Below are 13,687 nucleotides of genomic sequence, written 5' to 3'. Positions count from 1 at the left end.
CCTACAAAAACTTGACGCGGTCAAAAGATTAAGTCGGGTTGGCAAAATCCAGCAAAACATGTAAAATCAAATTTGCAAATATAATTCACTTATTTTGTCGTACACAATAGATCGCCCGGAGGCGATCTATTGTGTTTTTAAGGCAGGCCAAAGGAAAATTTCTCTCTCCTGTAGCCATGAGTGCAATTTTTTTCAAGGAGGTTGTGATGATATTGAGACATTCACTGGATATTAGATCTCGAATCATAAAGATCGTAACTATATTTCTATTTTTCAGTATATTTTTATCCATAACGACACGAAGCGATAGTGTGGTAAACAACGAACCTGTAAAAAAAACGTTAAATCTTCAGGAACAAGTCATTAAAGCCCTAGCTGCAACGGGAAATACCCCCAAAGACGTACTTCGGTGGCAAGAAGAACACCCCAATTCGTCCCTCAGATTCTTGGAAGAAATGCCCCCTGAGGAACAGGAGAATGTAGCCAAGCTGGCCAGACACATAAAAAAGGCCAACCCAAAGCTGTCTTCAAAAACGGTGTGGAGAGAAGCCTGTGCTTTCGTTCACTATGGAAAAAAATATGGCATTTCGGAAGATCTGTTGGTGGCAGTCGCCAATACTGAAAGTCACTTTAACCCCAAGGCAGTGAGTAAAAAAGGGGCTGTGGGCGTGATGCAGGTCATGTGGGATATTCATGCAGGATTGTTGTCTGCCAATGGTATAACATCGAAAAACTTACTGCATGACCCGGAGCTTGGAATAGCTGCCGGAGCCCTGCTGTTATCCCGCTATATGAGAGCCTATGGCTCGGAACATAAGGCCCTTGACCGATATTATGGGAAAGCTTCTTCTAAATACAAAAGCGTAGTTAACAATCACCTAAGGACGCTTCAAGATATATTATAAACAAAAATCATCCCCCGGAATTTACAGGGGGATGATTTTTGTTTTAATTTGATTATTGTGATGGCTAATATCTACTTAACCTTTATCTCTTTGGAGTTTTCCCAAAGCCCGTGAATATTACAATAAGACATCGCCAAAAGCGTGCCAGATTTGTTGAGTTTAATTTTTGCCACCGCATAGGGCTCGCTATAAGCCGGGCCCGTATTAGGGCCGTTTACGTGCTCACCGTGGGCGTTGAACTCATATGTACCAACTTCAAAGGGAAATTTCTCGTCCTCTCCCTTAAAAAATAGCTTTATCCATCTTATATGATGTTCTGTAGTGTTGGGATGCGGTATCTCCTTGCCGACGCTCACTGTAACGGTAAAAGCTTCGCCCGAGGCCACCTCTTCGGGAGCTTCGATAACGGGAACGTGTTTTTCACCCTTCCAGTCGCCTGACTGTATCAATGTTTCAAATTTCATATCCAACCCCTCCCTCTATATGTGATAGGCTTTTAAAACCATTTTTATTTTAACATACTTTAAAAATTTGGCCATATCTCGTCCTCATTTCGCCCGCCTTTGACGTTGTATATCCTTCCCCTCGCCCTATCCCAGGCATAAACCCCGGATCCGCCTCTTGGCCTTCCAAGGGAATCGAGAAAGGTCATTTCATTGACAAGGGCAGTATCGACGGATATGTATCCGTATATTTTTCTCGCATAGGGAAGCCTCCCTAAGACCTCAGGGTTTGGCCACCCACCAATAGGCGGCAAGGGTGCCCTCACTTTCAGTTTTTCAATGATATCAACGACTTCTATTGGAGCAGTCCTTATTCCGTATATCCTGGCTCCTCTGGATTCATAAAGCTGAAGTAGTAAGCTCCTGGCAAGCCAGGCAGCTCCTTCGTTATTTAATGATAGCAACGATCCTACTGCTACATAAAGAGCATCAAAGGCTGCCAGCGGTTTTGGAACCAGCTGTGGAATCCACAGCCCCCCTATCTCGTCCCATTTTGCCGGATTCCCCTGAGGATAAATCTCGTCTATTAACTTCAAAGCTATAACAGCCCTTTCCTCTTCCGTTACATCCTCCTCGAAAAGGCCACGCCACATATCGTATTGCGACATATTCTTCGGAGCCTTTTCCAATAAATTTTTCTGCAGTATCAGACCTTGAGCCTCTCCCCGTTCTTTCTCGCCGTAAATTACAAAAAGATCTTCTATTTCCTCAGCACCTGATATTTTTGTCAAGTATGAAGGAGAGATAAGAATTATAACAACCGCAATAAAAGTCAACCTTTTAATCAAATTAAATAAGTGACTTTTTTTCATAAAACGCCACCTCTTTTTATTAATATTATTAAAATTATTTTAAGGAATTAAACCTTCTGTTATAGGCAATATATAGCCTGCAAAGTCCATATAACACATCTTTAGGCAGGCCTTTCTGATTGAATCTGTTTTTTACCCTTTCGATATCATCTGTAGAGTAACCCCTTAAAATCGGCTTAAACCGGTGACGGTTGCCTTCATTCAAAGATCGGGATCCGACTATAGGTTCCACTCTACCGATATTAACCAAGACCGACTCGATCTTAACGCCCTTTGAGAAGGCTTCGGAAATTATTCTCCCCGACATCATCATGATCTCCTGAGCCACAGATGGAGAATCGGCTACAATCTTCAGCTTTCCCTTTAATAAACTAACAGGTCTTGACCTGCTCGACACCCTGCCTGCAAGTTCAGGCCACGCACTGCTTACTTTATAAAATTCAAGAAAATTCTTCAGGTTTACCGATGAAGTCTTATCAATGACCTCGGCTATGTGTTTTGGTTCTCTTATTTTCCTCATCATGACGCTTTATTTTTGCTCCTCATCTCCAAATACATCCACAAAATTTGAAGGTCGGAAGGCGTTACCCCCGATATTCTGCCCGCCTGCCCCAAAGTGCCGGGCAGGATTTTTTTGAGTTTCTCCCTTCCCTCGGAAGAAAGGCCCTTAATTTCGTCATAATTTAAATCCGAAGGTATGCGTAATTGCTCTATCCTTTGCAATTTAGAAGCAAGGCTCATCTGTCTTTCTATGTAGCCAGAATACTTAACCTCGATTTCTATTCTGGATTTTATTTCTTCGTTTAAACTCTCTTCCAATGGAGCTATTTTATATAAAATATCGTAGTCAATTCCCGGCCTTTTGAGCAAATCGTAAGCGCTTACGGTTTCTTCTAACTTTGGTTGATTTAAGGAAGATAATAAAGTATTTACCTCGTAAGAAGGATAAATCTTCGTACCCTTGAGGCGATCGATTTCCTCGTCCATGGACTTCCATTTCTTTAATAAGAGGCTCCATTTATCGTCGTCTATAAGCCCTAACCTTCTTCCTATAGGCGCAAGCCTCTTGTCAGCATTGTCGTGTCTCATCAGCAGCCTGTATTCACATCTGCTCGTGAGCATCCTGTAGGGCTCTTCCGTCCCCTTGGTCACGAGATCATCGATGAGTACGCCTATGTAGGCTTCCTCTCTGCCTAGTACTATGGGGTCTTCTTTTCGTAATTTCAGTACGGCATTAATGCCCGCCATCAATCCCTGGGCTGCCGCCTCCTCATAACCGGATGTGCCGTTTATTTGCCCCGCAAAGAAAAGTCCCTCTACCAATTTCGTCTCCAGCCAGGGATAAAGTTGTGTCGGAGGAAAATAATCGTATTCGATGGCGTATCCCGGTCTCAATATGTGCGCCCTCTCACATCCTGGAACGCTTCTTACCATTTCCACCTGCACATCATAGGGCAAGCTTGTGGAGAAGTTTTGCATATAAATTTCCTTCGAATGACGGCAGGTGGGCTCCAAAAATATGGGATGAGATTCCTTCTCAGGAAACCTCATGACCTTATCTTCAATAGAAGGACAGTATCTGGGCCCGGGACTATTTATCTCTCCCTTTGCCAGGGGAGAACGGGTAAGAGAGGACTTTATTATCTCATGCGTCTTCCCCGTCGACCTCGTTAAATAACAGGAATAGCCACTATAGATCCGCGGTATCCCCCAGTGGCTGAAACATAATGGTTCATCTGCAGAATCCTGTTTAGTTAAAGAAGTAAAATCTATACTATCAGCATGAAGTCTTGGTGTGGTATCAGTTCTCAATCTTCCCATTATGAAACCTATTCGTTTTAAAGAGTTTGATAACTCTAAAGAGGCCATCTGGCCCAATGGCCCCGATGGAAAGCTGTGCGAACCTATAAATACCCTGCCATTCGTATAAGGACCCGTGGTTATTATCACACAGGGGGAATAATACTCCTCTCCCAACCATGTCTTTACCCCTCTAACCCTTCCCTTCTCCACCCAAAGGTCCGTTACCAGAGCTTGGTGGACATAAAGGTTAATTGTAGTCTCCAAGGTATTTCTCATGTATTTATGGTAATCCGACAAATCACACTGTACCCTAAGCGCCCTGACAGCAGGCCCTTTTGAACTATTCAGCCATCTGATATGAATGGTGGAGGCATCGGCTGCTTTTGCCTGTTCTCCGCCCAAGGCGTCTATCTCTCTCGTAATATGCCCTTTAGCCGGACCGCCTATCGAGGGATTACAGGGCATCAATGCAATATTATCCAGATACAAATTGAGAAGGAGGGTTCGCGCCCCCATCCTCGCCGAAACTAAAGCGGCCTCACATCCGGCATGCCCTGCTCCCACCACTATAACATCGAAATTCCTATCATCCTTATATATCATCTATGCGGATAAACCTCCTCGACATATATGCCAAACCTTTGCCGGAAAATCCTCAATATAGCCTAATTGTTCATCGGCCGTGGCAGTTATGACTTGCCAGTTGCTCTCAACCAGCGCCTTTATCAACTGCTCTTTACCTTCCCTATCCAGCTCGGCCGTCACCTCATCCAATAATATTATAGGACTTCTTTTCAGCTTATACTCGACGACCTTTGCCGATGCCATCATAAAAGCAACGGCAAGTTTTCTTCTCTGCCCTCTGCTTAAGGCCTGAAATGCAGGCCTTCCCTTTACCGTTATTCTCAAATCGTCTCTATGGGGTCCCACCAAGGAAACTTTTCGGGCAATTTCTTCTTTTTTAAAGAAGGCAAGAGATTCATAAAAAGCCTCTAAGGGGTCTTCATAATAATCCCTGTTTCCCTCTTCTATGTCGACCTCAAAGTCGAACTCGACCAAATGGGACGATACCTCTTTAAGTCCCACCTTTAACAGGTCCACAATGCTTCTCCTGTAAGACCAAAGCCACGCAGCAACGGGCGCCATAGCTTTAATCACGGCATCGTCGTATCTGCCCGCCCGTAGGATATAATTTTTATGGCGCAGGAGCTTTCTGTAGTCATATAATCTCCTGGCATACAGCGGAACTATAGTAGCACAGAGGTGATTTAAGAAATTCCTTCTGATTGCAGGAGATCCTTCTATCAACCGAACGTCGTCACTCCAAAAAGACAGACAGGGAACATGAAGCCTTAACGTCGAAGCGCTGCATTGTTTTCCCGCAACCAATATGGTTCGTTTGTCCTTTATCGAAACTACTACGGATATGTTCTCTTCTCCATCAAATTGCGAATAAAGCTTTGCCTGGTCGTGGCTATCCCAATTTACGAGATCCCTTAGCTTTCCCCGCTGAACCTGACCCCAACCGCAAAGCATGGACAAAGCCTCAAGCGTGTTGGTCTTTCCCGATGCATTAGGTCCTACGACGACATTTAAGCCTTTATACCAGGATATTCGCACTGGTTTTAAATTTTTATAATTCAGCCAATAGGTCTGGCTAAACCACATCTGCCTCTTCTTCCCCGCCTAACAGCTCTTCGGGCAACACTACAGGCATTAGAATGTAAAGAAAATTATCGCTGCTTATTTTTTGCAACCTCATTTGCCCGTGAGGACCATTAAAACTCATCCTTACCGATGAATCCCCTATGGCCTTTAATCCCTGCAATAAATAGGCGACGTTAAAGCCCACTTTCAGAGGTTCTCCGTCCACCTCGGCAGCCATTTCGACGAAGCCCTCTCCAACGTTTTTGGCAAAGGCAGATATTGACAAATTTCCGGCAGGCTTTAAGTCCATTATTATAACTTTATTGAAATCTCTCACTATTACCTCTACTTTCTCAAGTGCATCAATCAGCGCCTGACGATCGATCGTCATCCACGTAGTCCTGTCGGAGGATATAATTCTGTCGTAAGGGGGAAAAAGAGATTCAACCCTTCTAATGGAAAGCTCTATATCATCGCCTCTGAAATAACATTGGGAGTCATCGTATAATATCTCTATAAGACTATCTTCATCCAGTGTCGAAAGTATCCTCTCAAGCTCATTTATCCCTCTGATGGGTATTAGGATGCTATCTTCCTCGGTCGATCCTTCCATCAGATCCGCTTCCGAAAGGGAGAGTCTTTTGCCATCGGTGGCAATTAGTTTGAGGGAATTCCTTTTAAATTCAATTAATGCACTTGACAGATATTGAGGAAATTCTTCATTCGTTGAACCCGTAAAAGAACCTTCCTTTATCGATCTGGATAGATCCTTCGACTTTATGCGGCAGGCCAGCTTTGCCGATTCCGAAGAGGGTAGCTTTGGGAATTCCTCCGTAGGATAGGTTGTGAAGTTGAATTGGTTTTTCTCGTGTCTGATCGTTACTTTTGCGTTAGTGGCCTCTATAGTAAATCCGTGGGATAGCTTTTTTAATATCTCCCCTACTCCCTTGGTTGGAAATATGGATTCTCCTTCTTCCTCAATTGTAATATCGTGTATTAAACATTTTATGGATGTCTTGAGGTCCGTCGCCATTAAGATAACGTCGTTGTTGTATGCCTTTACATATACGCCTGACAGGATAGCCGATGTCTTTGGTCCTCTGGAGGTTCTTTCTGTAATTTGCCAGCTTCTTATTAATTTTTGGTCATCAATTTTTATCCTCATTTTACAATGGCCCTCCTATTTATTACTTTTATTTAAATAATATAAAAATAGTAGCGGTAGTAATAGGTACAGTGGATATTGTGGATAACATGGAACAAGGCTGATCTGCTTGAGTTTTCCACTGTGGATAAATGTGCGAAGAAGCTTGGAATCTATCCACAATATACGCATATTAGAAGGGATAAAAATTATATATGTGGATTTATGACAACTTATCCACCGACAGACCGCAAATTACCCAACAAGTTATCCACAATCTTTTTCATCTTCAAATCTTCCTTCAACATCTCCTCTATCTTTCTGCAGGCATGAAGGACGGTAGTATGATCCTTCTTGTTGAAGGCTACGCCAATCTGCTGTAAGCTGGATTCAGTCAATTCTCTGGACAAATACATAGCGACCTGTCTTGCTAAGGCAATATCGGCGGTTCTTTTTGAGCTTTTCAGGTCTTCAACGTCGAAGCCAAAGTAGGAAGCGACGGCATCCTGAATGGCATCGACCGATATAGGTCCCTGTTGTTGCACTTTTATTATGTCCTTCAGCCACTCCGTGGCATTTTCTACCGTTATCGGTTCCATGTTAAGTTGAGAGCACGCTATTATTCGGTTCAAAGCTCCTTCTAGCTCCCTTATATTGCTGGGGATGTTTTGAGCCAGAAAATAGACGACGTCCTCGGGGATGTCATATCCTCTAAATTCCGCCTTCTTTTGAAGTATCGCTATTCTAGTCTCCAGATCGGGAGGTTGTATGTCCGTTACAAGTCCCCATTCAAATCGGGAGACCAGCCTCTGTTCTATGCTCTGAATTTCCTTGGGAGGTCTGTCAGAACTTAATACGATCTGTCTTTTTGCGTTGTGCAAGCTGTTGAAGGTGTGAAAAAACTCCTCCTGGGTACTCTCTTTGTTGGCCAAAAACTGTATATCGTCTATCAAGAGGATATCCACATTTCGAAACTTAGCCTTGAATTCCTGTGTCTTGTTGTTTTGTATGGCCGATATCAGTTCATTAGTGAACTTTTCGGAACTGGCATAAACTACACGTGCGCCCGGCAGGTGTTCCAACACGTAATGACCTATGGCATGCATCAGGTGAGTCTTGCCAAGACCTACGCCTCCCCAGATAAATAAGGGATTGTAGGCTACTCCAGGAGATTCGGCCACGGCAAGGCTTGCGGCATGGGCTAACCTGTTGGATTTCCCTACCACGAAGGTATCGAAATAATAGTTAGGGTTGAGTCCATCGGGATTCGGAGGTGGTGGTTGTTTTAAGGCATTTTCAGCTCTCTTTTGTTCTCCGTCGCGGACCTCTGTCCCGACTACCAGCTCCACTTCCCTGGCAATACCCCTGTCGGCCACGAGATCTTTAAGCCCGCTCAAGAAGCGAGATTGAATTTGTTCCTTTACAAAAACGTTAGGAACATCGAGGACCAGTTTCCCTCTGTCAAGGGAAATGGGTAAACAGGTCTTAAGCCATATCTCAGTAGCCCCCTGAGGGAGTTTTTCACGAGCTATCGAAAGAATATCTTTCCACGTATCGTTTAACTTGTCGTCCACGAAAAGGCCCCCTTTGGTTATCCACAGGTTATCCTAAATATTACCACAGTTTTTCCACAAAAGTTATCCACATATGCACAAGTTATTGACCAAACATGTGGATAACTTTTTTCTTCATTGTGCGTCAACCACGGGATTTCGATTATTAAAATCAATTTAGTGAAATATATAATTTGTAGTAAGGAAGCGCAATTACATAGTTATCCACAGGTTATTCACCGACTGTGTATAAGTTTCTGTGAAGTTATCGAGACTTTATTGGCTAATTGATTACACCATAGTGGATAAATATGGGGATTCCTCATATCCGGATGATGTATTTTTCCACATCGCAGACGTTGAAATCGCAAGGGGGAAGATAAATAAAGCATCTGGGCCAGCCATATCCGTAGCTTGCGGAAAAGATGGTCATACATCTGTTGTCGAAATTGAGTTTATACCCTCTGTTCGGTACGTATTGGTGTCCCCTTACCAGGAGTTTGGCGCCTGTTATCTTCAAAAAAGTTTCCAGATCTTCGGCATTAAAGGATTTTGTTCCTCCTCCGCGGGGCCAATAGCCTTCGTCCAGAGGGTCGTTCCACAAAATTTGCATCCCCAAAGGATCGGTGGCCCTTATTCCGGAAAGGTCGTCTATATTTGAGGGAATCGGTTTTGGGACGCCACCGTGTAAAGCGACAATGTCATCGAAAAGGGCGATTAAGGGCAGAGACTCGTACCAGGAGAGAATATCTTCGATTACCCCTTCGTAGCCTTTGGCTATTAATTCGCTGGCGAAGGAATAGCGTATATTCATATCCCAATCTTCGTGGTTGCCTCGAAGCAATATCACTCTTTCTCCGTTGTTTATTTGAAAGTTGATGATGTCTTCAAGTAAGCCCATACAATCTGGACCCCTGTCCACGTAATCCCCTAGAAATAGAAAAAGGGAATCTCCTTCGTCGCTCGTTATTTCTAAGATTTCTTTCAGGGAATCGCGCTCTCCGTGGAGATCTCCTATAATGATCAAAGGGAGGTCTCTTCTTCTTTTGATCATATTTTCGTGACGGTCGGGACGTTTTATATTAAGCTCTATACTGCGTGATATGAGTTTTTTAAGACACATGCAAATCACCCCTTTCAAATATTGGAGGTGCAGTTTATTTTGATGAGGCCTTTGATTAATATAATAAGCCATACAGACCTCGACGGCGTAGTGGCCGCTGCCGTGGCCTGGCATGCCCTCTATCCGGATAACTCTCCCCTGCAGATTTATTTAATAGGATATGGGGATGTGGACAACGTTATCTTCGATTCGGTGAAGTCGGGAAGAAGCCTTGTCGTTTTGGATTTATTCTGTCAGAGGAGGGAGACGATCGATTTAATAGACAACTTTTTCGACGGAGGTTCGCCAATATGTTTTGATCACCACAAGACCACTCTGGAACGCTGGGGCAACAGGCCCTGGCTGAAGATAGATACATCGTGTTGTGCTGCCAAGGTTTACTATAATTGGCTCATGTCACTTGAACTTCCAAAAAACGTAGAGGAACGCCTCTTGCCGCTTTCTGACATAGTTGAAGTCGCAAACGACAGGGATCTTTGGCTGGGACAGATTCCCGAAAGCAGGCTTTGGCAGGCGTTGATCACGATGTGCGGACCCTGGAGTGTTTTAGGGAGGCTTATAGCCAATCCTTCCTCATCCCTCTCAGAAGGAGAGTACGAGGTGACCGTGACTTTCGTGAGGGATCAGGAAGAGCGGTTCGCAACGGCTCTAGAAAGGGTAAAACGCTTCGGAGACGATCTTGTGGCCGTAGGTCCGGAACTGTTGCAGTTTGGGGATGTCTCCGATTTTTGCGGCCTAATTTTGGATAGGAGCGAGGATCCCCCAAAAATGGTCGCCGTTGCGAATAAAAAGGTCACGGGCGAGTGGGCCGTTTCCCTTAGAAGCAGGACGGGATTGGCGGGAAAGATAACGGGGATGTTGCGCGATGGCAAAAAGATCCATGGAGGTGGTCACGGCGATGCAGCTGCCCTCTACTTCCCTTCCCATTATTCCCTTGAGCAGATTTGCGATTCCATTATCTCGGCGATCAAATTGATTTCAGAGCAGGAGACGCCCATTTCCATGACTCTGGGAGATATGCTTAAAAATAAGCTGAAGCAAAGCGAGGAGCGAAAGTGATTATGACAAATGAGAAAAGAAGGGCAGCTATAATACATTCGTCCATTGGGACGGGGCATAAGACGGCAGCAAATGCATTGTGTGAGTGGTTTTCGATGTTCGGTGTAGAGACGATATGCCTCGATGCTCTAGCTTACGTAAACCCGCTAATTCGAGGAATATATGCTCGCTCCTATCTGGAGATGGTTCGTAAGGCACCGCAGATTTGGGGATATTTTTACGAATCCACCGATTCGCCCGAAGGATCTATAGGGCTACTGATTGGACTTCACGAACTGACCGTAAAGTTAAACGCGAGAAAATTGCTCAAAATTTTATACGATTTTTCCCCAGATGTGATAATATTCACCCATTTTTTTGCCGCCTCCGCCGTTGCTCAGGAATTCAGGGGGAGAATTCCCATTATTTTAGTGAATACGGACTTTTTGAGTCATATCTTTCACCGCGATAAGGATGTTTACGACGAGTGGTTTATAGCTTCAGAAGAGGCGAGGTTACAATACGAAGCAGACGGTATCGACATGAACAAAGTTCACGTTTCGGGAATTCCTGTGAGGCGCTGTTTTGCAGACCCTCCGGCAAAGTCTTCCGCTCGTGCCGAGTTGGGCCTGTCGCAGGAGTCCGAGGTATTTTTAGTCATGGGGGGCGGTATAGGAGTTGGCCCTCTGGAGGATGTTGTCGAATCTCTGTCTCGGATAGATGGAGTCACAGTCTTGACCCTCTGCGGTAACAATGACGACCTAAGAGAGGCAATGGAGGAGAGGTTCTATGACAACTTCAAGGTGAAGGTATTCGGTTTTGTCAAGGATATGGTGAACATATATGCTGCCTCTGACGCTATCGTGATGAAGCCGGGCGGTTTATCAACCTCCGAGGTGCTGTGCATGAAACGCCCGTTCTTTCTTTGTGGAGTCATCCCGGGGCAGGAACAAAGAAACTCCGATTATCTGCTCGATCGCGGTGCTGCAAAAGCCATATTTGAACCCCGGAGGACAGCCCATACTGTATTGTCTGTCCTCAGAAACGATGCGGAGAGAAAAAGGCTTACGGATATTGCGGGCAGCTTGGCCAGGCCAAGGGCAGGGGAATTCATAGTTAAAAAGGTTTTGGAGAATATTTAGTTTTTACTGCAGGAGGAGTGAGGTTAGTGTCCTTATATCTTAACAACGCTGCGACCAGTTGGCCGAAACCAAGGGTGGTGGCGGAGGAGATGTCGAATTTCATTCTGAATGCCGGCGCCAATCTTGGCAGGGGAAGCGCTTCCGACAGAGACGTGAGGACCCTCGGTTTGGTCGCCGATGCGCGTGCCAAAATTGCGGCCCTTTTTGACGGCCACTCGGATCGGGATCCCAGGTATGTAACCTTTACTTCCAACGTTACGGAAGCTCTAAACGTCGTCATAAAGGGATTTTTGAGGCCCGGCATGACCGTCTTAACCTCCTCCATGGAGCACAATGCCGTGATAAGGCCCCTCAGAAGCTTGGAGAGAAGGGGCGTAAAGGTCATCGTAATGAGGTGCGACCGAAATGGCTTCCTGTCTCCCTCGTTTTTTGAAGAGGAGATAAAAAAACACAGGCCAAATGTGATCGTCTTAAATCACGCAAGCAACGTCTGCGGAGCGATTCAGGATATCGAGGCCTTATGCGGGACATGTATTGATTACGGCCTTCCTGTGGTTATAGATGCCGCCCAAACCGCCGGTCATCTGCCTATATCGGTGTCCAAAAGGGGCATAGCTGCTTTATGTTTTACGGGGCATAAAGGGCTGTTGGGCCCCCAGGGCACGGGGGGGATTGTATGGAGGCCCGACTTTGCCGAAGCGGTTTCTCCCCTTATAGAGGGGGGGACGGGAAGTTTCTCTCACGAAGAGGTTCAACCGGATAAACTGCCCGATAAATTCGAGTCCGGCACCCTCAATTTGCCCGGAATAGCTGGGTTAAGCGCTGCTGTCGATTGGATAGATGCTCGTGGGATAAAAAATATCGCAGAAAAATCCAACCGCCTCGGCGAGAAACTTTTAGATGGGCTGCTGGGCATGCCCGAAGCCATCCTTTACGGGCCAAAGACCATGGCAGGCAGGCTTCCCATATTCGCCTTTAACGTGAAGGGTTGGGATAACGCCGAGCTGGCGTTTAAGCTTAACGATAGGTGGAAAATTGAGACCCGTCCGGGGCTGCACTGTGCTCCGCTGGCCCACAGGACGCTCGGCACCTTCCCGGAAGGCGCCTTGAGGGTCTCGCCCGGCCCCTTCAACGAAGAGGAAGATATAGAGTTTTTTTTGAACGCTCTGTCGGAATTAGTTAAAGATAGCGGGGAATGACGATCTCTTCAATGGCTATGGCTACGCCATCTTCGTCGTTGGAGGCAGTTACGAAGGAGGCCTTGGATTTCACGTCCTCTCTGGCGTTTCCCATGGCGATCGACACTCCTGCCGCTTCGAACATCTCTACGTCGTTTTCGGAATCGCCTATGACGCATATTTCGTCTCTTTCTATGCCAAGGCGATCGGCCAGAAATTTTATAGCCCTTCCCTTGCTCGTCTCCGGATTCCCAAGATCGATATAAAGTGGTGATGAAATGGCCACGAAGAGGAGGCCGTTGAAATTCAGTTTTATCTCGTCCCTGATTTGCTCCGTCTGGCTTGGGTCGTTGGCAACGACGAGTAGCTTGGTCGGCTCTTTTTTTGGGTTGTATATCTCATCGCCCGCGACTTGGGGCGTTACATCCGAGTTTCTGGCATATATCAAGGCCTTTTGGTTCAATTCCTTGACGTAGAGCACATCGTCAATGTAGCTGTTTACGTGCCATTTCCTCTCCCTTAAAAATGACATCACGTCCTTGGCCAAATTCAGCGGTATCGGCTTATGCAACAACAGCTCGCCAGCAGCGCTTTTTACCAAGGCGCCGTTATAAGATATTACCTGAGTATTGGGTCCGAATTGAAGGGCATATTTTCTTGCAGAGGGAAACATCCTCCCCGTTGCTATTACAAAAATAACCCCGCGGGAGATCAGTTCTTTAATGGTCAGAGCCGTCCTTTCGGTAATGTTGTTTTGTGAAGTCAATAAAGATCCGTCCAGATCTATCGCGATCAGTTTTATTTTTTTTCTTACCGGATTTTTCATTCTTACCACTTCT

General features: G+C 45.4%; 13 protein-coding genes. 4 read left to right on the top strand and 9 right to left on the bottom strand.

What is annotated here, in order from left to right:
• The first annotated feature begins 131 nt into the window (after window positions 1–131).
• Window positions 132–905: a transglycosylase SLT domain-containing protein gene (locus B3N34_RS09800; RefSeq protein ID WP_286977838.1), complete on the top strand. Its 774-nt coding sequence runs from the start codon at window positions 132–134 to the stop codon at window positions 903–905.
• Window positions 906–976: 71 nt separating this feature from the next.
• Here the strand turns inward: B3N34_RS09800 and B3N34_RS09795 are convergent, their stop codons facing one another.
• The 8 genes from B3N34_RS09795 to B3N34_RS09760 all read right to left on the bottom strand — a co-directional run bounded on the left by B3N34_RS09795 (window position 977) and on the right by B3N34_RS09760 (window position 9,490).
• Complete coding sequence (locus B3N34_RS09795) at window positions 977–1,369, bottom strand: class II SORL domain-containing protein (RefSeq protein WP_009202045.1); 393 nt, start codon at window positions 1,367–1,369, stop codon at window positions 977–979.
• A 59-nt stretch (window positions 1,370–1,428) separates the two neighbouring features.
• Window positions 1,429–2,220 carry a cell division protein FtsL gene (locus B3N34_RS09790; protein WP_286977830.1) on the bottom strand — a complete coding sequence of 264 codons (792 nt, stop codon included), beginning with the start codon at window positions 2,218–2,220 and terminating at the stop codon, window positions 1,429–1,431.
• A 34-nt stretch (window positions 2,221–2,254) separates the two neighbouring features.
• The gene (locus B3N34_RS09785; RefSeq protein WP_286977826.1) at window positions 2,255–2,743 is read right to left on the bottom strand and encodes a DciA family protein; all 489 of its coding nucleotides are present in this window, start codon (window positions 2,741–2,743) and stop codon (window positions 2,255–2,257) included.
• On the bottom strand, window positions 2,740–4,626 hold the full coding sequence (mnmG, locus tag B3N34_RS09780) for a tRNA uridine-5-carboxymethylaminomethyl(34) synthesis enzyme MnmG (RefSeq protein WP_286977824.1): 1,887 nt from the start codon (window positions 4,624–4,626) through the stop codon (window positions 2,740–2,742). Before mnmG ends, B3N34_RS09785 begins: the two co-directional genes overlap by 4 nt.
• Window positions 4,627–5,691 carry a DNA replication/repair protein RecF gene (gene recF, locus B3N34_RS09775; RefSeq protein ID WP_286977818.1) on the bottom strand — a complete coding sequence of 355 codons (1,065 nt, stop codon included), beginning with the start codon at window positions 5,689–5,691 and terminating at the stop codon, window positions 4,627–4,629.
• The gene (gene dnaN, locus B3N34_RS09770) at window positions 5,681–6,835 is read right to left on the bottom strand and encodes a DNA polymerase III subunit beta (RefSeq protein WP_286977816.1); all 1,155 of its coding nucleotides are present in this window, start codon (window positions 6,833–6,835) and stop codon (window positions 5,681–5,683) included. Before dnaN ends, recF begins: the two co-directional genes overlap by 11 nt.
• A 212-nt stretch (window positions 6,836–7,047) precedes the next feature.
• Window positions 7,048–8,388 carry a chromosomal replication initiator protein DnaA gene (gene dnaA / locus B3N34_RS09765; protein ID WP_286977811.1) on the bottom strand — a complete coding sequence of 447 codons (1,341 nt, stop codon included), beginning with the start codon at window positions 8,386–8,388 and terminating at the stop codon, window positions 7,048–7,050.
• A 301-nt stretch (window positions 8,389–8,689) separates the two neighbouring features.
• Window positions 8,690–9,490: a metallophosphoesterase family protein gene (locus B3N34_RS09760; RefSeq protein ID WP_286977806.1), complete on the bottom strand. Its 801-nt coding sequence runs from the start codon at window positions 9,488–9,490 to the stop codon at window positions 8,690–8,692.
• A gap of 42 nt (window positions 9,491–9,532) precedes the next feature.
• On the opposite strand from B3N34_RS09760, the gene B3N34_RS09755 reads away from it, so the two are divergent.
• The 3 genes from B3N34_RS09755 to B3N34_RS09745 are packed head-to-tail and all read left to right on the top strand — an operon-like array spanning window position 9,533 to window position 12,869.
• On the top strand, window positions 9,533–10,549 hold the full coding sequence (locus tag B3N34_RS09755; RefSeq protein WP_286977804.1) for a phosphohydrolase: 1,017 nt from the start codon (window positions 9,533–9,535) through the stop codon (window positions 10,547–10,549).
• 2 nt (window positions 10,550–10,551) lie between these two features.
• Complete coding sequence (locus tag B3N34_RS09750; protein WP_286977800.1) at window positions 10,552–11,670, top strand: MGDG synthase family glycosyltransferase; 1,119 nt, start codon at window positions 10,552–10,554, stop codon at window positions 11,668–11,670.
• 26 nt (window positions 11,671–11,696) lie between these two features.
• The gene (locus B3N34_RS09745; RefSeq protein ID WP_286977796.1) at window positions 11,697–12,869 is read left to right on the top strand and encodes an aminotransferase class V-fold PLP-dependent enzyme; all 1,173 of its coding nucleotides are present in this window, start codon (window positions 11,697–11,699) and stop codon (window positions 12,867–12,869) included.
• On the opposite strand, the gene B3N34_RS09740 is transcribed toward B3N34_RS09745, so the two are convergent.
• Window positions 12,850–13,674, bottom strand: a complete 825-nt coding sequence (locus B3N34_RS09740) for a Cof-type HAD-IIB family hydrolase (protein WP_286977793.1) — start codon at window positions 13,672–13,674, stop codon at window positions 12,850–12,852. The two genes, B3N34_RS09745 and B3N34_RS09740, sit on opposite strands and share 20 nt — an antisense overlap.
• Window positions 13,675–13,687 lie beyond the last annotated feature (13 nt).

The sequence above is a fragment of the Acetomicrobium sp. UBA5826 genome, from assembly GCF_002433005.1.
Lineage (GTDB): Bacteria > Synergistota > Synergistia > Synergistales > Acetomicrobiaceae > Acetomicrobium.
This window is presented reverse-complemented; position numbering and strand designations above follow the sequence as displayed.